Source organism: Acinetobacter corruptisaponis (assembly GCF_030053775.1).
GTDB lineage: Bacteria > Pseudomonadota > Gammaproteobacteria > Pseudomonadales > Moraxellaceae > Acinetobacter > Acinetobacter corruptisaponis.
Map to the genome: position 1 here is coordinate 476,755 of NZ_CP125669.1, position 20,766 is coordinate 497,520.

24 protein-coding genes are annotated in these 20,766 nt (G+C 39.0%); 12 read left to right on the forward strand and 12 right to left on the reverse strand.

The genetic code is table 11. The features are described from left to right. Positions 1-14: 14 nt before the first annotated feature. Entirely contained in the window at positions 15-2,099 is a 2,085-nt protein-coding gene (dnaX, locus tag QLH32_RS02265) for a DNA polymerase III subunit gamma/tau (RefSeq protein ID WP_283267889.1), read from the reverse strand. Between the two features lie 166 nt (positions 2,100-2,265). Here dnaX and QLH32_RS02270 point away from each other — a divergent pair, with 166 nt between their 5' ends. The 10 genes from QLH32_RS02270 (at position 2,266) to QLH32_RS02315 (ending at position 13,031) form a co-directional block, all read left to right on the forward strand. Next, positions 2,266-3,426, forward strand: a complete 1,161-nt coding sequence (locus tag QLH32_RS02270) for a ribosomal protein uL16 3-hydroxylase (protein ID WP_283267890.1) — start codon at positions 2,266-2,268, stop codon at positions 3,424-3,426. 215 nt (positions 3,427-3,641) lie between these two features. Further along, positions 3,642-4,697, forward strand: a complete 1,056-nt coding sequence (locus tag QLH32_RS02275; RefSeq protein ID WP_283267891.1) for a linear amide C-N hydrolase — start codon at positions 3,642-3,644, stop codon at positions 4,695-4,697. 34 nt (positions 4,698-4,731) lie between these two features. After that, entirely contained in the window at positions 4,732-5,238 is a 507-nt protein-coding gene (locus QLH32_RS02280) for a hypothetical protein (protein WP_279960542.1), read from the forward strand. A gap of 417 nt (positions 5,239-5,655) precedes the next feature. Continuing rightward, on the forward strand, positions 5,656-6,222 hold the full coding sequence (locus QLH32_RS02285) for a TetR/AcrR family transcriptional regulator (RefSeq protein WP_283267892.1): 567 nt from the start codon (positions 5,656-5,658) through the stop codon (positions 6,220-6,222). Positions 6,223-6,905: 683 nt separating this feature from the next. Beyond that, on the forward strand, positions 6,906-7,217 hold the full coding sequence (locus tag QLH32_RS02290; protein ID WP_267979508.1) for an ArsR/SmtB family transcription factor: 312 nt from the start codon (positions 6,906-6,908) through the stop codon (positions 7,215-7,217). A gap of 90 nt (positions 7,218-7,307) precedes the next feature. Continuing rightward, a complete protein-coding gene (locus tag QLH32_RS02295; RefSeq protein ID WP_283269275.1) occupies positions 7,308-9,005 on the forward strand; it encodes a SulP family inorganic anion transporter in 1,698 nt (565 codons plus the stop codon). Between the two features lie 196 nt (positions 9,006-9,201). After that, positions 9,202-10,401: a serine/threonine transporter SstT gene (sstT, locus tag QLH32_RS02300; RefSeq protein WP_283267894.1), complete on the forward strand. Its 1,200-nt coding sequence runs from the start codon at positions 9,202-9,204 to the stop codon at positions 10,399-10,401. 15 nt (positions 10,402-10,416) lie between these two features. After that, positions 10,417-11,097, forward strand: coding sequence for a YoaK family protein (locus tag QLH32_RS02305; RefSeq protein WP_283267896.1), 681 nt, complete (start codon positions 10,417-10,419; stop codon positions 11,095-11,097). Between the two features lie 3 nt (positions 11,098-11,100). Then, a complete protein-coding gene (locus QLH32_RS02310) occupies positions 11,101-11,640 on the forward strand; it encodes a DUF2058 domain-containing protein (RefSeq protein WP_267979511.1) in 540 nt (179 codons plus the stop codon). Positions 11,641-11,756: 116 nt separating this feature from the next. Beyond that, positions 11,757-13,031: a mechanosensitive ion channel family protein gene (locus QLH32_RS02315; RefSeq protein ID WP_283267897.1), complete on the forward strand. Its 1,275-nt coding sequence runs from the start codon at positions 11,757-11,759 to the stop codon at positions 13,029-13,031. Positions 13,032-13,170: 139 nt separating this feature from the next. On the opposite strand, the gene QLH32_RS02320 is transcribed toward QLH32_RS02315, so the two are convergent. The 6 genes from QLH32_RS02320 to QLH32_RS02345 all read right to left on the reverse strand — a co-directional run bounded on the left by QLH32_RS02320 (position 13,171) and on the right by QLH32_RS02345 (position 17,166). After that, entirely contained in the window at positions 13,171-13,365 is a 195-nt protein-coding gene (locus QLH32_RS02320) for a hypothetical protein (protein ID WP_267979513.1), read from the reverse strand. 90 nt (positions 13,366-13,455) lie between these two features. After that, on the reverse strand, positions 13,456-13,785 hold the full coding sequence (locus QLH32_RS02325; RefSeq protein WP_283267898.1) for a four-helix bundle copper-binding protein: 330 nt from the start codon (positions 13,783-13,785) through the stop codon (positions 13,456-13,458). Between the two features lie 151 nt (positions 13,786-13,936). Continuing rightward, positions 13,937-14,398 carry a hypothetical protein gene (locus tag QLH32_RS02330; RefSeq protein WP_283267899.1) on the reverse strand — a complete coding sequence of 154 codons (462 nt, stop codon included), beginning with the start codon at positions 14,396-14,398 and terminating at the stop codon, positions 13,937-13,939. Positions 14,399-14,476: 78 nt separating this feature from the next. Beyond that, positions 14,477-14,758 (reverse strand): hypothetical protein, encoded by a 282-nt coding sequence (locus tag QLH32_RS02335; RefSeq protein ID WP_267979516.1) that lies wholly within the window; start codon positions 14,756-14,758, stop codon positions 14,477-14,479. Positions 14,759-14,866: 108 nt separating this feature from the next. Further along, positions 14,867-15,199, reverse strand: coding sequence for a hypothetical protein (locus QLH32_RS02340; protein WP_283267900.1), 333 nt, complete (start codon positions 15,197-15,199; stop codon positions 14,867-14,869). A 95-nt stretch (positions 15,200-15,294) separates the two neighbouring features. After that, a complete protein-coding gene (locus tag QLH32_RS02345) occupies positions 15,295-17,166 on the reverse strand; it encodes a non-contractile tail sheath protein (protein WP_283267901.1) in 1,872 nt (623 codons plus the stop codon). A 310-nt stretch (positions 17,167-17,476) separates the two neighbouring features. Here QLH32_RS02345 and QLH32_RS02350 point away from each other — a divergent pair, with 310 nt between their 5' ends. Then, the gene (locus QLH32_RS02350) at positions 17,477-17,968 is read left to right on the forward strand and encodes a very short patch repair endonuclease (protein WP_283267902.1); all 492 of its coding nucleotides are present in this window, start codon (positions 17,477-17,479) and stop codon (positions 17,966-17,968) included. Positions 17,969-18,068: 100 nt separating this feature from the next. On the opposite strand, the gene QLH32_RS02355 is transcribed toward QLH32_RS02350, so the two are convergent. The 5 genes from QLH32_RS02355 to QLH32_RS02375 form a co-directional block, all read right to left on the reverse strand. Next, positions 18,069-18,722, reverse strand: coding sequence for a hypothetical protein (locus QLH32_RS02355; RefSeq protein WP_283267903.1), 654 nt, complete (start codon positions 18,720-18,722; stop codon positions 18,069-18,071). A gap of 550 nt (positions 18,723-19,272) precedes the next feature. Continuing rightward, the gene (locus QLH32_RS02360) at positions 19,273-19,524 is read right to left on the reverse strand and encodes a hypothetical protein (RefSeq protein WP_283267904.1); all 252 of its coding nucleotides are present in this window, start codon (positions 19,522-19,524) and stop codon (positions 19,273-19,275) included. After that, positions 19,521-19,835, reverse strand: coding sequence for a hypothetical protein (locus QLH32_RS02365; RefSeq protein WP_283267905.1), 315 nt, complete (start codon positions 19,833-19,835; stop codon positions 19,521-19,523). The genes QLH32_RS02360 and QLH32_RS02365 overlap by 4 nt, the downstream gene beginning before the upstream one ends. A gap of 96 nt (positions 19,836-19,931) precedes the next feature. After that, positions 19,932-20,138 carry a hypothetical protein gene (locus tag QLH32_RS02370; RefSeq protein ID WP_283267907.1) on the reverse strand — a complete coding sequence of 69 codons (207 nt, stop codon included), beginning with the start codon at positions 20,136-20,138 and terminating at the stop codon, positions 19,932-19,934. Beyond that, entirely contained in the window at positions 20,131-20,349 is a 219-nt protein-coding gene (locus tag QLH32_RS02375; protein ID WP_283267908.1) for a hypothetical protein, read from the reverse strand. Before QLH32_RS02375 ends, QLH32_RS02370 begins: the two co-directional genes overlap by 8 nt. Positions 20,350-20,379: 30 nt before the next feature. Here QLH32_RS02375 and QLH32_RS02380 point away from each other — a divergent pair, with 30 nt between their 5' ends. Next, the gene (locus QLH32_RS02380; RefSeq protein WP_283267909.1) at positions 20,380-20,745 is read left to right on the forward strand and encodes a hypothetical protein; all 366 of its coding nucleotides are present in this window, start codon (positions 20,380-20,382) and stop codon (positions 20,743-20,745) included. The last annotated feature ends 21 nt before the right edge of the window (positions 20,746-20,766 follow it).

Consider the following 20,766-nt stretch of genomic DNA (forward strand, 5'->3'; position numbering starts at 1 on the left):
TTTATTCCAACCGATTAGAGTTTCAGTTGAATATTCTGTAACTCGGCATCAAAGGTTTCAATTAAACTTTTAATGGTGGGTTCCTGCTGTAATAACTCAACAGCCCGATGAAACGCCTTTTCCTTACGCATGACCTGCATGGTAAAAGGTGTTATCGAATCAATATCTTGATATTGCACATTAAACTGTGTATTCGGCCACTGTAATTTAAGAGCATCTTCCAATGCCTGCCTTAGTTGTGACAACATGCCTTCGTATTTCTGCGGAATATGAAACACAGATGAACCATTAATATGCCCATGCATAATGCCATGCTGTGCCAATTCCTGAACGGCTGGCGAAAGTTCACTATTTCTAAACCAATATTCCCATTTATCCAGATTCCACTCGCCTTCCAAAACCTGTTCACGAAGTTTAAGAATATCTTGAGGCATGAGATTGGCTTGGTCTACCAAATGCATCGTTTCAACCTGTTGAACTACATCAACCACAGGCATGGCAAATTGGTTTTCAATTTGCTGTTCCGTAGCAATAAATGTTTCTTCAAACAATTCAGGTTCAGCCTTAACGTTTAGCTCAGGTGCTTGATTGATGATTTGTGTAACTTCAGTTTGTTCTTCTACTGGAAATATCAATACCTCATCTGATTCTGTGAAATGAGCATTTTGCTGGGTAGTTGAAACATCCAACCCAATCAGTTGCCCATCCGCTGCATCAAAAACCATGACATTTTCATCCTGAATTATACGTTCAGATTCAGATTCAGATTCAGGTTCAGGTTCAGGTTCAGGTTCAGGTTCAGGTTCAGGTTCAGGTTCAGGTTCAGGTTCAGGTTCAGGTTCAGGTTCAGGTTCAACACTAACAATTTCTTGCTGAACCACAAGCTGTTCTTCAACAATAGAAACTTGCTGCAATTGCTGAGTTTCTGCTGGACTTGGCTCAGTTGAAACGACTTGTGCATGAGAAACAGTAATATTTTGTGGACTTGTAGCGACAATAGTAACTTCACCAGTCGATAACGGCCTAAATGCGAGCAAACGCAATACGCACATTTCAAAACCTTGCTCTTGCGTGACTGCAAGTTGCAGATCAGATCGTCCCTTACATGCAATCTGATAGTAAAGCTGCAAATCCTGAGCAGAAATCAGTTTAGACAATTGCAGAATTTTTCGATTGATTTCTTCACTGTATTTCAAGGCAAGATCAGGCAGATACTGCAACAATGCCAACTCATGCAAGGTTGAAACCAACTGATCCAGAACCAGAGAAACATCTAGTGCCTGCTGTCTAAATTGCAACAACAACTGGCTGACATGCGCTTGCTGGTTATGATGAATTGCTAAAATCAGGTCATAAATAATGCTTCGGTCAATCAAGCCAAGCATGTCTTTGACATCTTGATGATGTACAGCTCCCTGACCATAGGCAATGGCCTGATCCGTTAAAGACAGTGCATCACGTAATGAACCCTGTGCCGATTCAGCAATTTGCCAAATCGCATCCTGATCAGCTTCGATATGTTCTTTATTTAAAATTGCAGTTAGATGCGTGGTAATCTCATCAACAGCCAAAGGACGCAAGGTAAACTGCAAACAACGGGAAATCACGGTAATCGGCAACTTCTGTGGATCGGTGGTTGCAAATAAAAACTTCACATGCTCTGGCGGTTCTTCCAGCGTTTTTAATAAAGCATTAAAAGAATGCGTTGAAAGCATGTGCACTTCGTCAATCAGGTAGACTTTGAAGCGACCCTGGGTTGGTGCATAAGGGACATTGTCCAGTAACTCACGGGTATCCTCAACTTTGGTACGTGACGCAGCATCAATCTCGATTAAATCAATGAAACGCCCTTCATTCACTGCCTTACAAGTCGCACAAACTTCACACGGCGTTGAGGTCACACCCGTTTCACAGTTCAGGCACTTGGCTAAAATACGGGCAATTGTGGTTTTGCCCACACCACGTGTCCCTGTAAATAAATAAGCATGATGCAATCGTCCACGCTCCAATGCGCTGGTCAACGCACGGGAAACATGATTCTGCCCTACTAACTCATTGAAATTACGTGGACGGTATTTTCTTGCCAATACTTGATACATGGACACTCCTTATAGCCGCTTTAGCATACTGTGTTTTTAAGAAGCTGTGAATGAATCCCGAACTGTTTGATCAAAATTAGGGTTTATTGGCTGTGATACAAGGCTTGCACCGCCTTTCAACTCAAGGGACAATACACGTTATTGATTTATTTTCGGCTTCTTCATCATGTCACAACTTTTAACGGTATTGGGCGGTATTACCGCAGAACAATTTTTAACTGAATACTGGCAAAAAAAACCACTGCTGGTACGTAATGCAATGCCCGAAATTGTTGGGTTGATTGAACCTGATGATGTTAAGGAACTGGCGCTAGAAGAGCATGTCAGCGCACGTTTAATTCGTCAAAAAAACAAGAATCCAAATGAATGGCATGTTAAATCCTCCCCCTTAAGCAAAAGTGATTTTCAAAAACTGCCAAACTTATGGACACTGCTAGTTCAGGCGATAGATCATTATTCTTTTGATATTTCAGAGCTATGGAAAAAGTTTCCTTTTATTCCACAATGGCGACGTGATGACATTATGGTGTCCTACGCACCCAAAGGCGGATCAGTTGGCAAACATTTTGACTTTTATGATGTTTTTCTGGTACAAGGACATGGTCATCGCCGCTGGCAGTTGGGTCAGATGTGTGATGAATCAACTGAGTTTGTGGCAGATCAACCCTTAAAATTATTGCCTGAAATGGATGTTCATTTTGATGAAGTTCTTGCACCAGGTGATTTACTCTATGTGCCACCTGGACTTTCCCATTACGGTGTTGCGGAAGATGAATGCCTGACGTTTTCATTTGGTTTCCGTATGCCAAACCTCGCAGAAATGATGGATCGAATCAGTGATCAGTTTGCGGAAAACACCTTACTGAAAAATCCATTGCTGGATATTCCCCGCCAACACACAACACCGATTGGTGAGATAAATGAGACAGAATTTGCCTATTTAAAAAGCCAGTTATTAGACTATCTTCATCAAGCACCCGAATTTGATGCGGCGATTATGGCATATATGAGCGAAGTCAAATATCCAGACAATATTCCTGAACCAGAAGAAATTGAGGCAAATGACCTGATTGAAATCGTGGCTACAGGCTATGTACTGATGCTTGAACCAGCGATGAGACTACTTTACAGAGAGCAAAATGGATCATTAGAATTTTGGGCAAATGGCGAGCCTGTTTGTGTTTCTAAAGCGTTTGAAAAACAACTACAGCAACTGGCCAATGGTGAAAGCCTGATATTTGATGAACAGTTGAATCATACTGAAATATTGGAAGATATTGCCCAGTTGCTGAATGATGCCATTTTAATGCTATTACCTCCCAATTAAACTGGAAAATCACAGCTATTCAATGAATCACTAAAAATGAGGGCTTGGAAAATATCAAAGGCCCTCATTAATCCAACATCAACCCAAAAACCTGTTTTTCTATAAGGACTACATTTTAATCCTTGAATTAAAAAATAAATTTTATAAACTCATTTATATACAAATTAAAACATGAACACTTTTATAACTATTTTTTATGACAACGGAGAATTTTAATGTTCAAAAAAACATTATTTTGTTCATTCATTGCATCTACAATATTTTTTCAAACGGTTCAGGCATGTACACGCGCAGTATATCTAGGCAACAATGATCATACTATTACTGCCCGCTCCATGGACTGGAAAGTGGATGTTGGAACCAATCTCTGGATCATGCCAAGTGGCGTCAACCGAGATAGCAATGCTGGACCGAAATCGCTGAAATGGAAAGCCAAATATGGTAGCGTCATCGCCACTGGCTATGACATCTCTACCACTGACGGAATGAATGAGGCAGGTCTGGTCGCAAACGTGCTATGGCTGGTGGAATCCCAATATCCTGATACCAAACAATCCAATAAACCACAGCTCAGTATTTCCGCTTGGGCACAATACGCTCTCGATAATTTCTCTACTGTTTCAGAAGCGGTCAGTGCACTGGAAAAAGAACCTTTTGATCTGATTACAGATAGCGTTCCAGGTGAACAGCGCCTAGCAACCTTACATTTATCACTCTCAGATAAAACAGGCGATAGCGCAATCATTGAATATATTAATGGCAAACAAGTCATCCACCATGATAAAAAATATCAGGTCATGACCAATTCCCCAACTTTTGACCAACAGCTTGCCCTTAACAGCTATTGGCAACAGATTGGCGGAACCGTTATGTTGCCTGGAACCAATAGAGCCGCTGACCGTTTTGCACGTGCCTCTTTTTATATCAATGCAATACCAAAAAATGACAACGCCAAGGAAGCGATTGCTTCCGTTTTTAGTGTGATTCGAAATGCATCTGTGCCATATGGATTAAATACTGCGGAGGAACCCAATATTTCCTCTACACGCTGGAGAACCGTAGCTGACCATAAACAGCAGCTGTATTTTTTTGAATCTGCGGTTTCACCCAATGTTTTCTGGGTTGACCTAAAGAAAATCAATTTTAAAAATGGTGTGACACGTAAACTTGATCTTGGAAAAGACCAGCAAAATAGTTTTGCAGGTGATGCGACAGATCAATTTAAAATAGCAAAGCCATTTGAATTTCTTGGTCCAGCACAGCATCATTAATCATTAAAATTTTTTATAAAACTGGGAATTAAATATGAAAAAAACACTCTGTTTGCTTAGTCTCTGTGTAATGATGAATGGTTGTAGCAGTATGCAAAACAACGCTACAACCTCAGGCGTTATAGATCACCTTGCCACCGCAGGTTCTTTAAACTGTAAGTCAAATGAACTGTGCCCCAATGTGGTTGTGGAGTGGGACAAACAGCAAAAAGATAAATTAAAGCTGGATGTTGTATTAAATAGCACCTATGAATATTACGACATGAAGGGGATAACGTTCTGGATTGATGGCAAATCTTTTAACTATGGTACGAGTGAAAAAACTGAACAAAAATATATTAATCGTTTAATTCCAAAACGTTCATCAAATGTTTTTGTAATTCCAAGTTTATTTCTTTATGAATTTAAAAATGCAAACAATGTTGACTTATCCATTGAAACAGATAAAGGTGTAATTAAACGTTCCGTCTATACCCCTACTCAAAAATCAACACTTTATCAAAACTTTTCCAGCCTGATCGCAGGGCTGCCTGACAAATAGGTTAAAATATTTTATAAGACTTTAAAAGTCAGTTACTTAGGTAGTTCTAAAAACTGACTTTTTAGTATTTATCAATATCGAACACATAAATGAAAATAATTATCAATAAATAAAATTATATTATTATTTTTCTTCAATATTTCATTTTTATGTCAGAAGTGTTCAGAAATCAAAGCCATCTCAAGCACCCATTTCATTTATTTACAACAGCATATAAATTTATTATTTTAATTAACCCTATAGATTCATGTTTTTATTTTTAACATATATTTAGTAAATTAAAACCAGAAAACCGTTAAATAAATAATGCTATTTTTCCCTATGATATTTTTTAAATACCATGTAAAATCGCTGCCAAAATTGCATAACGGGATGCAAACAATGCTCTAATGACAATGAGCAAATTTGAGGCTTTGTATGTCAAAAAAAGAAGATATTATTACCACTGCACTAAGACTTTTTAACTCGCATAGTTATAACTCGGTCGGGGTTGATCGAATCATCAGTGAGTCTGGCGTAGCCAAGATGACTTTTTATAAATATTTTCCATCCAAGGAAAAGCTTATTGAAGAATGTCTACTTCAGCGTAATACAGACCTCCAGACATCATTAAATACAGCCTTGGCCAAATGTGATCCAGCCGATCATTTAGCGCAAATCAGGGCGATTTTTAAATGGTACGATTCATGGTTTCATACTGATGACTTTAATGGTTGCATGTTCCAAAAAGCAGTGGAAGAAGTAATTAAGATCTATCCGTCTACATTAAAGCCAGCGACACAATATAAAGTCTGGTTGACAGCATTGGTCCAGAACCTGTTGTCTAATCTCGACATTCCCAACCCTACCCACCTTGCCACGCTGATTGTCAGTATTCTGGATGGCATGACCATTCAGGCACACGTCAATAAGGACTCAGTGCAAATAGATGAATACTGGTCACGTGTTGAGCATTTAATCAATTTTGAAAAAGAACTTGCCTGAGTAAACGAATCTTCTTCATTTCTGAAAGCAGAAATGGGGAAGATAAACTAATTTGAAGTAACAAACTGAGAATGGATAAGAAAAAATAAAGCGTGATTTATAATTATTTTTCTGGCTCACGCTTGCGTCTGAGTTATAAAGAATAATAAAATTATTACCCTCTGGCTGTTGTACATAACGTACTTTCCAGTTCCTTTTTATGCAGACAGATCGTTCTGTCTTAACTCTAATTATATATGCTTTTCTCTAAAGCGCAATCACTTTTTGAATTTTTTTTATATTTATTCTTTTTGCCAAAATTGAAGCATTCTCCCCTACTTTTTTCCTTTCTGTTGTACCAAGGATAAACGGCAAAATATAATCATGATTTTAGAAAATATTTTGGTGTTTTAACCTTTATCATTCCACAAATTCATATTCTATTGTTTAGTAAAATTAAATAATAGAGTTTACTCACATTCTGTAAAGTTATCCCAATGTTTTAAAAATAGATGAAATAAAAGGGAAAGTGATATATTCCTCGTTTTTTTAATAAAAAATAGTGCAATCTGCAAAAACAAGACAATATATCAATTTTACTTATATATATTTTCATTAAAAACCATTGCAATTATTCAGTTTTACTTCAATTTTTTGATTTACTCACCTTATACTAAGTTCGGTTGTAATGTCGTGAGAGTAATATGCAAAAGGATCTTGAGATCGAGGCAATGAGAGAGTCTGCCGACTCAATTGTAAATGTGCTGAAGTCTCTGGCAAATACGGATCGTTTAATCATCTTGTGCCACTTGGCCAAGCAGGAACTGAATGTTTCCCAGATTGAGGTGCTTACCCAGATCTTCCAACCAACGCTTTCCCAACAGTTAATGATGCTCAGAAAAAGTAAGGTTGTTACGACACGTCGTGAAGGCAAACAGATTTTTTACTCCATTAGCGATCCCAAGCTTCAAGTTGTTCTAAAGACCCTATACGAAAACTACTGTCCAAATATATAAACCTTTCGCTTAAATAAGCAATTGGTACTGAATCGCTTTAGCTTTTTTTATGAATAATATATATTTATATATAATATAAGTTATTTATACATAAAACGGTTCGACCTGAATATGTCCATCTTTCCTGCACTAAAATGGCTAAAGACTTATCACCCTACACACTTTAAGGCTGATGTAGTTGCTGCGTTAATTGTACTTGCAATGTTGGTTCCCCAAGGAATGGCCTATGCCATGCTTGCAGGGCTTCCACCAGTGATGGGTATCTATGCCAGTATTCTACCCATGATCATCTATGCCTTTACAGGCAGTAGCACCACCCTGTCGATTGGTCCTGTTGCCATCATCTCAATGATGGTTTGTTCAGCGCTTCAACCTCTTTTTGCCATTGGCTCTACCGCCTATATTGAGGCTGCCTGTCTACTGGCGATTCTGGTCGGAATTATTTCACTGATTTTAGGCCTGTTCCGTTTTGGCTTCCTGATCCAGCTCATTAGCCATCCCGTTATCAAAAGCTTTATTATTGCATCTGCATTGTTAATCGCTTTGGGACAGTTTAAGTTTCTGCTCGACATTCCATTACAGACCAACAATATTCCAGAATTTGTTGGAAGTTTGGTCAACAACTTCCATCAAATCAGTTTTCTAAGTGTGGGCGTGAGTTTGGCTGCAATCGCCATACTGGTTTTTCTACCTAAATGGGTGCGATCAGATTTCTTAAATAAGACCATTCCCCTGTTATTGGTTTTAAGCTCAATTATTGTTGTGTATCTATTAAGTCTGGATCAACATGGGCTGAAAACTGTTGGGATCATTCCAACAGGTCTACCTAGTTTCCATTTTCCGACATGGGATCTTGATCTGGTTCAGAAACTGCTTCCCAGCGCATTTATGATTGCCATGATTAGTTTTGTTGAGTCACTGGCGATTGCGCAGGCCACCGCATTGCAAAAGCGTGATGACCTCAATAGCAATCAGGAGCTTATTGCTCTAGGCTTGGCCAATATTACGGCAGGGATAAATACAGGATTTGCAGTTTCAGGAAGTTTGTCCCGTACGGTTGTCAATAGTGATGCAGGTGCAAAAACGCCTATGTCTGGGGTCATGTCTTCATTATTAATGATTGCGGTCAGCCTTTATTTCACCAGTTTTTTTCAAAACCTGCCTTTGACCATTTTGGCTGCCACCATTTTTGTTTCCATCTGGAAACTGGTCACATTCCTGCCCTTTTTTGAAACCTGGAAATATTCCAAGGCCGATGGGCTAGCCATGTGGGCCACATTCTTTGGTGTCACCTGTATTGATATTTCGACAGGCCTTGTGATCGGAATCATCCTTACATTTATTCTTTTATTATGGCGGATTAGCCGTCCACATATTGTCGTGATTGGTCTGGTTGAAGGAACACAGCATTTTAGGAATGTATCCCGCTATGATGTGCTTACCACGGAAGCCATTGCATCTTTCCGTATTGATGAGAACCTTAACTTCCTCAATGCGCATGTGCTAAAGGGCTATATCATCACGGAACTCAGCCATAATCCACAGATACAGCATGTGGTGATTAACTGTTCCAGCATCAGCAATATTGACCTGAGTGCCGTGGAAATGCTGGAAGACCTTAATGGGGAATTATTGCAACTGGGAATTCAGCTACATTTATCTGAAGTAAAGAGCCCAGTCATGGATCGGCTGAATTCATCTAGGTTAATCAATATGTTAAGTGGAAAAATATTTTTATCCCACTATCAGGCAGTACAAACGCTTTCACCTGAAATCCTGAACAAATAGTCTATATTTCAGGTCTTTTTTCATACAAAAAGATATGCTAGGTTTCTATAAAAGACTTTTAAAAACATTGCGTTATTTTTTACAATATTTTTAGCGTAATTAGGTTGCAAAAAAAAATTTATTATTCACGGTTCTTGGGTATAGAATACCGCGCTTGTTTAACCTTAAACCGTGTACTGGTTTATAAGGCCTTTATATGTTGAATGTATTGTCTCGCTTAAGTTTAGTCAGCAAAATTATTATCGCTATTTTTCTAGGGGTTGGCGTGGCATTGCTGTTCCCTGGCTTTACACCCTACCTAAGTTTATTAGGTGAATTGTTTATTAAAGCATTAAAGTCAGTTGCACCGATTTTAGTGTTTGTTCTGGTTCTTGCCTCAATCGCAAATTTCCAAGTGGGACAAAACGCAAATTTAAAACCTGTCCTGGTATTATATGTGGTTGGGATGTTGCTTGCCGCATTCAGTGCCGTAATTGCGAGCATCGTATTTCCAAGCCAGTTATTCCTGCATTTGGCAACCGAGACAACCTTGCAGGCACCTGGAAGCCTTACCGATATTTTAAAAAACCTGCTTTTAAGCTTTATTGCAAATCCAGTTCAGGCCATTAGCGAAGCGAACTTTATTGGTATTCTGGCATGGGCAATTGGTCTGGGACTGGCCCTCCGCCATAGTTCAGATTCAACCAAGCAAGTCTTGACCGATGTTGCTGATGCAGTCAATAAAATTATCCATACCGTCATTGGTTTTGCTCCTGTGGGTATTTTTGGCTTAGTGGCAGTCACCTTTGCCGATGCAGGTTTGGCAACCCTGTCCAGCTATGCACATTTGTTGATGGTTCTGATAGGGACTATGGCCTTTGTGGCATTGGTCATCAATCCAATCCTTGTTGCGATTACCATGAAAGCAAATCCCTATCCACTGGTGTTTAAATGCCTAAAAGAAAGTGGGATTACTGCATTCTTTACTCGTAGCTCAGCAGCCAATATTCCTGTCAATCTGGATCTTGCTGAACGTTTGGGCATCAATGAAGCCACTGCCAGCGTATCCATTCCACTTGGCGCAACCATCAATATGGCGGGTGCAGCCGTCACCATTACCGTACTCACACTCGCCGCCGTAAATACACTGGGTATCCATGTTGATTTAAGCATGATGCTGATTTTATCTATTGTTGCAACAGTCTCTGCCTGTGGCGCTTCAGGTGTTGCGGGGGGTTCTTTGTTACTGATCCCTGTTGCATGTAGCTTATTTGGTATATCATCAGAGATTGCAATGCAAGTCGTTGCAATTGGTATGATTATTAGTGTGTTGCAGGACTCGACTGAAACCGCGCTGAACTCATCAACCGATGTTTTGTTTACTGCTGCTGTAGATTTCCGAAACCGCCAAAATTAGTAGCTTGAGTTTGCTATGCCCTTACAACGTTTACCCAACTGGATTCAATTTGGTGCTTTCCTATTAGCATTAAATGCAGGGATGGTGAACGTTCTGGGTTTATTCACGGTTCTACACCAGTCCGTTTCACATATGACAGGCAATGTCAGCATGCTCGCAATGAGTCTACTTGACTGGCAGCCTGAGCATTTTATCTATTTGAGCCTTGTCATCCTTTGTTTTGTCATTGGCTCTTTTTACAGCGGCCTGATTCTTGGCAATGGTCACGTGACCTTTGGCAGGCATTATGGCGTGCCGCTTAGTCTGGTTGCCATTTTCCTGTTTCTTACCTGGCTACTGCTGCCATTTTTCCCACGTTATGGACTGCTGTGGGCATGTGTCGCAATGGGCATGCAGAATGCGATGGTCAGCCATTATAAGGGTGCAATTATCCGTACCACGCATTTATCTGGTGTCTTAACCGATATTGGCCTGACACTGGGATATAAGGCCCGTGGGTTAAAAGTTGAAAATCGCCGTATTTCCTTACATTTATTGATCTTTATTGGTTTTTTAATGGGTGGACTGATTGCCAGTTTGCTTTATCCTTATTTAAAATTACAAACCTTTCTCATACCCGCAGGTTTAAGCCTTGTCATGAGTATGACGTATTGGATCGTTTATTTTCGTTCTTCATCTCACCCGAATCTGGATTGAATTATGGTTAAAAATGCACTGCAAGCGCAATTATTAAAAGCAGGTTTAGTTGACAATAAAAAAGCAAAGAAACTGACCAAGCAAGCCCAGCATGAACAGCGCACTGGACAGAATGATGATGCGGCATTAAAAGCGGAAATTGACCGTGTCAATCAGGAGAAACTGGCAAAAGACCAGGCACTCAATCTGGAAAAACAGCGTGTATTGGAAGAAAAAGCCCTTAAGGCATCTATTATCCAGATGATTAAACAACATAAGGTTAATCAAACTGACGGTGATGCGGTCTACCAGTTTATTGATGACAGTAAGATCAAGAAAGTCTATATCTCACAGCAGGTTTATAATGCGCTGGTTTCAGGTTCGCTTGTGATTGCAAAGGATCAGGAGAGTTATGCCTATCTTCCTAAAGCATTGGCTGAGAAAATTGACCAGAAAATGCAGGGCTTTATCATTGTGAATAATAATGCACAGACCAATGATCAAACAACGGATGAGGAAGACCCATACGCAGCCTATGTGATTCCAGATGACCTGATGTGGTAATCCATTTTTAACAAATGTTAAAATTTCTTAAGAATCGTATATAAACTGTGACCAAATTATCATAGCAGCGTTTAACACCTTAAAATTCCACTTCAAGAATTTTAAGGTGTTTAGGTTTGGATTATTTAAATTTTATAGCTGATATTCGAAGTGAACTAAGCCACTATCCGTGGCTAGAAACCCTGCTTGCCTTGATTGTTCTCATCCTCTTTGCTGCATTAGCGAACTTTATTGCCAAAAGAGTGATTGTTCGAGGTATCCGCTATTTAGTCACCAAACTAAAATCAACCAATCAGTCCATCTTTGCGCAGCACAGTATCATTCGCAGATTCGCCAATGTTGTTCCTGCCATTGTGGTTATGAATGGAATTACCACCATTCCTCATCTTTCACCCAAAGTGATCATGTTTATTCAGATGGGTGCCCAGGCATTCATTTTCCTCACCATTGCACTGACCATCAGTGAAGCCCTGAATATCTTTAACCTGATTTATCAACGTAATCCAAAATCACGGAACAAGCCGATCAAGGGTTATCTACAGTTGATCAAGCTTATTTTGTTCGTTGTGTGTGGTCTGATGATTCTGGGTACTTTCCTGAAAAAAGATGTATTCACCTTGCTCGCTGGCTTTGGGGCCATGGCGGCAGTCCTGATGCTGGTGTTCCAGAACACCATTTTATCCTTGGTGGCGAGTGTACAGATCGCCTCTTATGACATGGTGCGGATTGGTGACTGGATTGAAATGCCCTCTTTAAATGCGGATGGTGATGTCATTGATATGTCATTACATACCGTGACCGTACAGAACTTTGATAAGACATTTACCACCATTCCAACCAATAAACTGGTGACGGATACCTTTAGAAACTGGCGTGGTATGAGTAATGCAGGTTGCCGTCGCATCAAGCGGTCACTTTTTCTTGATCAAAGCAGCGTACATTTTATGAGTGATGAAGAGCAGCAAAAGTTAAAAGAGTTCTTGTTATTGGATCAGTATCTGGATACCAAACAATCTGAAATTGAGGATTTCAACAAACACCTAAGTAACCAGTCTCGCTACAACCAACGGCGTTTAACCAATCTTGGCACATTCAGGGCATATGTTGAATTTTATCTGAGACAGCATCAGGGCATTGCCCAAAACCAGACATTATTGGTCCGTCAGTTGCAGCCGATCAGTGAAGGCTTGCCTTTGGAAATCTATGCATTTGCAAATACAACAGCATGGGCATCTTATGAAGCAATTCAGTCTGATATTTTTGATCACTTGATTGCGATTATTCCTGAGTTTGGATTGAGAATTTATCAGGCACCATCAGGTCATGACTTTCAAAACCTGAACACTGTGGTTACAAACCCCACTTCTCTTTCAGGTCTGAATGAGGGCTGAGATAACGTTCACCCCATTTCCAAATGAATAAGCCTCCCCTATGGGAGGCTTTATTTATAGCTCAAAACATTGAATCTACTTTCGATGATGAGATTATAGAACTGAGTATGAATAAGTAAAATTAAGATTTATCTTCAATTCAATGAACACTAAGTTCCTCATCTTTTGCAACGACCACCGCGGTCAGAATCGGGATACCAAGAATAACAGGAACAACAATAATCCATAAGTCAGTCGTTAAGGCACTCGAAAAGAAAAAGTGAATAACAATTGCGGCTAAAGCCAATACTGAAAACAAAACAGCCATGAATCGAATTGCAAATTTAACAAGCATCTTTTAGTCCTGTTTGGTTCTGGTGTTGTCTTTCAGTATACGCCTGTTTTAACCGATGTATTCGGTTTTTAATATCTCTGGTTAAAATATTTAGGCGGCCATTTTTCGACATTCAATTGCACATTGACGACATGCCTCCGCACACTGCTGGCAATGCTCAGCTTTATGTCGGGCACACTCCTTACCACAGGCATCACATATTTTTGCACATAACGTACAGAGTTCCATACTGAAAGATGATTTTCTCTGGTCAGCCCTGGCACATAAGACACAAATCTCTGAACACTCAATACATCTCTTGATACATTCACGCATCATGTCGATATCATTTTCCCTGAGACATAAGTCTGCACATGCTGTACAGGTCAACGAACAGGAAATACAGGCTTTGGCACATTCGGAAAAGCTGATTGAATCCATGTTATGCTCCAACTAAATAACAAAAAATGATTAATAAATAATCTATTTAGTTAAGCTGATATGAAACAGCAACATTGAGTTATGAAAAGTAAAAAGTGTTTTATTTCGTTAAATATAAAATATGGCTATTAAAGTTTAAAAATGCAAAAAATTACGATGAGTTGCCCTGCAAATCATTCAGACTCTGGATCGCAAGCTTTACACCGTAACTCCCCTCATCTTCTTCATCAAGCCAGCCACCATTGATAACCGCAGCAACATTTGTATCAATTATCTTGCCAGCAAGTTGCCTTGCATCCTCCTTGCTCAGATACCCCACAGTTAAGCCATTAATTTCAACCTTGATCGCATGTTTGTCAAACTGGTTCAATGGTTCAGAAAATACCCTTGCCATCACCTCGATAAATTTAGATTGTTTATTTTTTACTCCAGCAATCTTTCTTAGGTTTTCCTGATAGGCCTGTTCACCCACAATTTCAAATGTATACAGCACATTATCAGCAAAGGATTCATTCTCGGATGCAGAGGTGGACAAGGTTTGATTATGTTGATTTTTTTTGGCCAACAGGGTGATGACAATACCAACAATGATCGTAATGATGAAAATCCACATAAAAACATCCCTCTGTTTAGGAATATTTAAGCATGCTGGAATTACCTGAATATCCTGTTGTTTGTATGGCTATGGCACCTATTCTGCAATATTTGTTATGCTTCTTTGTTCATGGTATTGCAAAATGCTACTGACTTTTAAGATCAAATAACCAAATAGCAAGCCGTTCAATATTATTCCCAATCCAATCGCGACCATAACACCAGACCACACATACACAGTGTCATAACTGTCATTTTGGCTTTCTACCTGACCAAAAATTAAAATAAACACACTTCCTGCAATAAAGCTTAAGATGATGACCGCCCATCCTATAAAGGTATTGGTTGTGCTTTCTTTTAATTCATGTTTTTCACTCATATTTATCCTTAAATATGTACATAATTTCTCATTATTAACTAAATATACTAAATTTATCGCAAAGAAAAGCCCCATTTGGGGCTTTATTTTTTTCAATTTTTATCTGGCTTACTTACAGCTAATACCCAGCTTATCCGCATAATAGTCAGTTGAGACCTTTAGATCAGCCATTAGTTTTTCCTTGGTATAGTCTTTCGGTGCAAGCTTTAACAAGGTGGGTACATATTTAGATTCATACAGTTTTGGATAGTCCTTACACAACACCTGTGTCTGCTGCTCTTTTGGAGAGTCAGGATTGTCCAGAATATCCAGATACTCGGAAATCTTGTTATCCGCGGCTTCAAAACTGTCTTGGGCTTTCTCATTTTTCACTTCTGGCTGTTTGTTACAACCAGTCAGCAAGACCAAAAGAAAGCTAAGGAATAAAATTTTGTTTTTCATAACAATGTACTTTAAAGCGTTGTATCCAATATAACCCAGATAAGCAATCTATACTGAAAAATCAGTGAAAGCGAATTCTTTCAGCCTCTTTTCCCCTATAGATAAATCTCTGGTGGATACGGCGTATTGTCAGTAATTGGGAAATGTAATGTATTTTCCATAAAGAATCCATCTGGAGCCTGTGCCATATCTATCGTGACTGAGTCCTGCATCACCTGCGGATATGCCCAGATAAACTGTTTCATCAGCCCCAGCGAATCATTATTTTTCATGTCACCAAAAATACGCTGCCAAATAGGTGTGCGATAAGGTTTGTTAGGGTCAAAACCATAAAGATGCGCAATGGATGAGTCTGGTACAAATCCAGATAAATACGCCACCTTGTCTGCGGGATAGTTCAGGCCCTGAGTGGGGATTTCTGCAACAGCCTGATGGACCAAATCTAGCCTCGCCTCTAAAAGCCAGTCATAGGCTTCAGTCATCATATAGTCAAAATTTGGATATGAATAATGTTCACTTGGATAATTGATATAGCTGGCAAGTGTCTCGATCTGTGTACGGATGGTTGGGAAAAAGATCAATGGGCAGACCTTTGCATCAGGATATTTTGCCTTAAGCACCGTCCTGATCTCCCGACAGGTTTGTCCCAGCCTGTTTCTTAGCCAGATTTTAAACTCATCATAAGGGGTTCCCACCTTATTCACAGCATCATAGATGGTTCCTAAATCTGGTGCATATAAACCTGTATCCGCATTAAATGCCAGCTTGGTGGGAAAATCATAAACACAAGGCAGGTTTGTACCCTGATTATACCACCACCACGGTTCACCAATCTGCATATTCACCTCACAGCCACCAACTGCCATGGTATCGGCAAACTCAACAAATGCTTTATGCAGGTATGCCAGCGCGTTCTGGTCACACAGACTAAAGAAATAGCTTGGGGGTTCATAGCCTGTACGACCAAGATTGCTGTTCCAGTCCCTTTGCGCCCAAAACTCGTTTGCACCCAGAGAATACATTTCAAAGCTAACGCCAAACACGGGCTGCATATCTGCATGATGTAGTGCCTGTGCAAAATGCTCATGCCATTTGCGGGTACAGGGATTCACCACCTCTTCACCTGTCGCAAGGGTATCTGGAATCTGCCATTTATGCAGATCATTTCGCCATGACATTTCAGGATATTTAGACATACCACAGTAGTGATTGATCAATCCATGATAGCCCAAGGCCTGCATATTATCCACCAGACGTTGGGGATTCAGGTCATAATGGTCGTCATAGCTCGTACAGATACCATAGGGATGCTGCGATACAGCCACCCGATTTAAGGTGAGTATTGCGTTTGGCCCTGTGGTAGTGGAATTGGTGACACGAATATAGCCATCCTCAGCTTGTGCCAATGGAACTGTTGCAGAATCCGCGTAGCTGGTGGTAAATCCTGAAAAGAAAATTCGATGAATATTGGTTACAGGAAAATGCTCTGTTGCAGAAAATCCTGCTTTCACGCTATCCCAATCAATATGGATATGTGCTGATCTTGAGGCTGGTTGGTCGGTATAGTTGAACAATACAATATAGGCAACCTTGTCTTCGCCATTGTCATGATATTGAACTGTTAAGGTGGGTGTCAGGGTCTCATTATTTAGGACTGGCATGGAAGCTGACAATTCAATGTCAAAATCCCAGATCACACCTGTGTAGTCATACTTGGTCTCATAGGCCAAATACTTGTGGTCTTTGGAATCATAGGAATCCCAGCTAATACCCGCAAGGTCTGTTGTGGTACGTGACCGAAAACATGCCTCAAAGCCATTCCCATAGGTTGTAATGGCAAAAGACATCGTTTGTGGACCATCAATCCTCCAATACTGAGGACTAAAGCGCTCAATGATGAGGGTTTCCACAGTCAGGTTAGGAATCTGTGTAAAGTTGTTGTGTTCATATTCAAGATTATTTGTCATTTCGTGATTCTCTAATATCAACATTCATGTCTAATATTAAAAGCTATTCTTTTTTTAACTGTTTGATTCAGTAATTTTTATTTAACAGCAAATGAGTTAAACATATTTTATGTAAAGTTTAAGGTTATAAAAATATATAGGCCAATAATTCTTAGCTTTCTACATCAGTCAGGATTTCTCATCATTACCAGATTATCAGGTTTATTAAAACAACATCACAGTGATGACATAAGAGATAATATCCATTAACTGCTTTACACAATATATGATGTTAATTTGATCATTAAATGGTTTTAAAAAGAGCTGTTAAATGGTCGATAATGTGGATAGCGCCACCCGCAGCAGAATAATGTCAAAAATTAAAAGCCGTGATACTCAACCTGAACTCATGGTTCGTCGTCTGCTGCATGCGGCAGGTTTTCGTTTCAGAATCCACCGCAAAGACCTGCCAGGAAAACCAGATATCGTATTACCCAAATATAAGGCAGTCATTTTTATTCATGGCTGTTTCTGGCATGGTCACACAGGTTGCAAGTTATTCAGGATACCAACTACCCGTACTGAATTTTGGGAAAACAAAATATGCAAGAATCAACTAAATGATACTAGGGCTTTACAGCTTCTACTGGATCAAGGTTGGAGAGTATGTAACATTTGGGAATGCGTCATTCGAAAATACAGAAAAGATCCTGAAAATATTCTGGATACGATCAGTAAATGGCTTCACAGTGGTGAACCGTTATTAGAGGTAAATGAGGAACTACTGGTATTCAATCAGTTAAAAAATAATAAGACCAGCTAGCTAGATTGTTAAGCCCAACCATGTTCCTAGCATCTATATTAAGGTTAAGAAAAAAGCCCATCTATAAGATGAGCTTTTAAAATTAAAATTCACAATACTTCTAGAAATTATATCTAACACCAGCTTTATAAGTGATGCCATCCATATCCAGGGCATCGGAAGCCTCTGTGGAACAGAAGTAGCCTGTGCATACATCTTTCATATTTTCAATATATAACCATTTATAACCAAGCCCGATATAACCTGCTATGTCTTTCTGGAAATAATGCCCTAATTCAAATTCTACAGGTAGAGTCAGGTAACGTAGCTTGACATTATAATCATCTGCCTTGAACCATGCGTAACCGACACCCAATGTGGCATTTGCATAGGTATTGTTCTGATTATAGAATATATAACCGCCTTTCACATTTATTTCTGTACTTTTCCACTCTGAATTTTTCTGGAAATTAATCCCTAGCGTAGTGTTAAAAGTATCCAGCGCGGTAAAGGTTATACCTGTCCCAATTCCATTAAGCTTTTCATCGTGGTCAAAATCATCGCCTCCCACCTTGGAACCATAATATTCCGCAAACACCGATGACTGAATGCCACTACTTGTTTCATTCCGATATTCTGGAGTTTGTGGTTGAGTTGTTTGCTCCCCTAACGCATATGGTGTGCCATAGTTGATTTGCAATGGTGTGTCACTCCATCCATTTACAGCGACCAAACTGATTGCACCCCCAATAATCCCTGCAAATATTTTTCTCATTAAATGCCCATTTTTATTTAAATTTAGGAGCTTTAAGCATAATTTATTTTAAGTTAAAAATAAAATTTTTTCTTTGACGGATTTTAAATACAATCTATAAAGTGCGGTTGTATTACTTTAGTATTATTAATAAATTGAACAAGGTTCTATATATTTTATCTCGCTCAGACAATAATTGACCTATCTTCCCGACGTTATAGCTTTAGAGCAATAAATATGATTCATCACCACTGATCAATCACCTAACCTTTAGGCTGGACAAATGTTTCATTTTTAGAGATACGCTTTTCTCATTTATCAAGATCAATTTTCTGCCATCCTACCCTGAGAGTTAAATCAGTAACTTTAGAATTAGAAGAAAAGTATAATGCTGCAATGGTTTGAATATTATTCAAATTATTTAAAAATCAAAAAGATACATAGTATAAATATTTTTATGACGTAGAATTTAGCGTAAAATTAAATTGTAAAATTTTTCAAACCATAAAAGAAAGACATTTTCTTCTTTGAAAGTTATTTAAAAGCCCTGCTTTCGCAAGGCTCCTTAACATTAATTTTTCGGAAAATACTGATCCTCAAACGACTCCCGATCGACATCAAACAGGTTTGCCCAGTTTTCAGCATGGCATCGGGCTACGTGTGCCAGACATTTAATATCACTGCATGGGTCAGCTTTTTCCTCAATGATTTTACACATCACATCAAGCTGCTCAGTAACGTCACTTGCCATACGAATCAGGTCAATCATCTGTTTTAGATGGCTTTGGGAAACGAGGATATGATCATGGACGGCTGTGTTCATGCTGCATCCCCCTGTTTGAGGAAATCCTCAGCGACTACAATCAAACGGGCTTGTGCAGCTTCCGCCAGTTGTAATAACTCTGTTAGATAATCAACATAATGATTTGATTGTTCAAATACGGTCATAAAAGCTTCTTCACCATCATCGCCACCTTGAATGATCTGCATCAATTCATCATAGGATTTGGTTAAAGTGATGAGAGCGATACGGCGCATCACACCAATATTATTGTGGTCATGCTGTTTTACTTGCTCAAAGGTCAGTGCAGCATCAAAGTTGATATTATTTTCTGTTTGTACCATACTATTCATCGTTAATATTCCTAATATTAGCAATCCAAAAGCCCTTTGATTCCTGCAAGTTTCTTGAGGGCTTTTTTATTGCCTGAATTAAACATTGTTGTTTCCTTAAAGCCATTCACCACGTTCAATTTCAAATCGGGTACATTCAGGATGTTTTTCTGAAATGACCTTAACTTGATTTAATGCTTCATCTAAAGTGTCGCATTGGAAAATGGTTTTACCCTTACTTACCCATTGTCTCGTAATAGTGTCACCATCATATCCAGCTAAAATATATCCCAGGACACGATAGCGTTTTGGTTTATCATTCATACGGGTTATGACAATCTGGACTCTCTAATGAGCTTAATTCAAAACAACCTTTTTTAGCTATTTGCTTGAACTTTAAAAATCCGATTGTTTGAGTATAATCACCCACAGGCACGTAAAATTCCTCACAATCTATATCAATATTTTCAAGATAGATTTGAGTCGAATTTATCTTGAGTCGGTTTTCAATTAAAACGATATTGTCTAATTTCATAAATCACCCATTAAATGATAAGGATTAATAATGATCTCAACAGCAGAAATAGTAGTAAAAACAATTGGTAAAGAATCTTTTTACGTTTTGGAAAAGTCAGGTACTGCAATTCATAAAGAAAGTGGCATAGATACTAATTTCGCAAAGGGACTTCTTCAAACCTACAAAGAACAACTTCAGACTCTAGAGGAAAAAGTTATATCAAGCCAAATAATTGATCATACTAATTTGGAGTATGAGTTCAAAACTTCCTATTATGCTATTGATAAACTTTTAAGCCTTTTAGGAAATATCAATTCAGAAAGCAATACACTTGAGGCAATGATTTTCCAAAGCCATATTCGCCATCAGGATGAGCATATTAGATTAGCTATTGAAGAAGTGTTAGCTGAATAAACAAAAGCACCCTAGGGTGCT

Bases quoted from the DNA above. Each gene is read 5' to 3' on its own strand.
- dnaX (WP_283267889.1), bottom strand. From the start codon at position 2,099: ATGTATCAAGTATTGGCAAGAAAATACCGTCCACGTAATTTCAATGAG.
- QLH32_RS02270 (WP_283267890.1), top strand. From the start codon at position 2,266: ATGTCACAACTTTTAACGGTATTGGGCGGTATTACCGCAGAACAATTT.
- QLH32_RS02275 (WP_283267891.1), top strand. From the start codon at position 3,642: ATGTTCAAAAAAACATTATTTTGTTCATTCATTGCATCTACAATATTT.
- QLH32_RS02280 (WP_279960542.1), top strand. From the start codon at position 4,732: ATGAAAAAAACACTCTGTTTGCTTAGTCTCTGTGTAATGATGAATGGT.
- QLH32_RS02285 (WP_283267892.1), top strand. From the start codon at position 5,656: ATGTCAAAAAAAGAAGATATTATTACCACTGCACTAAGACTTTTTAAC.
- QLH32_RS02290 (WP_267979508.1), top strand. From the start codon at position 6,906: ATGCAAAAGGATCTTGAGATCGAGGCAATGAGAGAGTCTGCCGACTCA.
- sstT (WP_283267894.1), top strand. From the start codon at position 9,202: ATGTTGAATGTATTGTCTCGCTTAAGTTTAGTCAGCAAAATTATTATC.
- QLH32_RS02305 (WP_283267896.1), top strand. From the start codon at position 10,417: ATGCCCTTACAACGTTTACCCAACTGGATTCAATTTGGTGCTTTCCTA.
- QLH32_RS02310 (WP_267979511.1), top strand. From the start codon at position 11,101: ATGGTTAAAAATGCACTGCAAGCGCAATTATTAAAAGCAGGTTTAGTT.
- QLH32_RS02320 (WP_267979513.1), bottom strand. From the start codon at position 13,365: ATGCTTGTTAAATTTGCAATTCGATTCATGGCTGTTTTGTTTTCAGTA.
- QLH32_RS02325 (WP_283267898.1), bottom strand. From the start codon at position 13,785: ATGGATTCAATCAGCTTTTCCGAATGTGCCAAAGCCTGTATTTCCTGT.
- QLH32_RS02330 (WP_283267899.1), bottom strand. From the start codon at position 14,398: ATGTGGATTTTCATCATTACGATCATTGTTGGTATTGTCATCACCCTG.
- QLH32_RS02335 (WP_267979516.1), bottom strand. From the start codon at position 14,758: ATGAGTGAAAAACATGAATTAAAAGAAAGCACAACCAATACCTTTATA.
- QLH32_RS02340 (WP_283267900.1), bottom strand. From the start codon at position 15,199: ATGAAAAACAAAATTTTATTCCTTAGCTTTCTTTTGGTCTTGCTGACT.
- QLH32_RS02345 (WP_283267901.1), bottom strand. From the start codon at position 17,166: ATGACAAATAATCTTGAATATGAACACAACAACTTTACACAGATTCCT.
- QLH32_RS02350 (WP_283267902.1), top strand. From the start codon at position 17,477: ATGGTCGATAATGTGGATAGCGCCACCCGCAGCAGAATAATGTCAAAA.
- QLH32_RS02355 (WP_283267903.1), bottom strand. From the start codon at position 18,722: ATGAGAAAAATATTTGCAGGGATTATTGGGGGTGCAATCAGTTTGGTC.
- QLH32_RS02360 (WP_283267904.1), bottom strand. From the start codon at position 19,524: ATGAACACAGCCGTCCATGATCATATCCTCGTTTCCCAAAGCCATCTA.
- QLH32_RS02365 (WP_283267905.1), bottom strand. From the start codon at position 19,835: ATGAATAGTATGGTACAAACAGAAAATAATATCAACTTTGATGCTGCA.
- QLH32_RS02370 (WP_283267907.1), bottom strand. From the start codon at position 20,138: ATGAATGATAAACCAAAACGCTATCGTGTCCTGGGATATATTTTAGCT.
- QLH32_RS02375 (WP_283267908.1), bottom strand. From the start codon at position 20,349: ATGAAATTAGACAATATCGTTTTAATTGAAAACCGACTCAAGATAAAT.
- QLH32_RS02380 (WP_283267909.1), top strand. From the start codon at position 20,380: ATGATCTCAACAGCAGAAATAGTAGTAAAAACAATTGGTAAAGAATCT.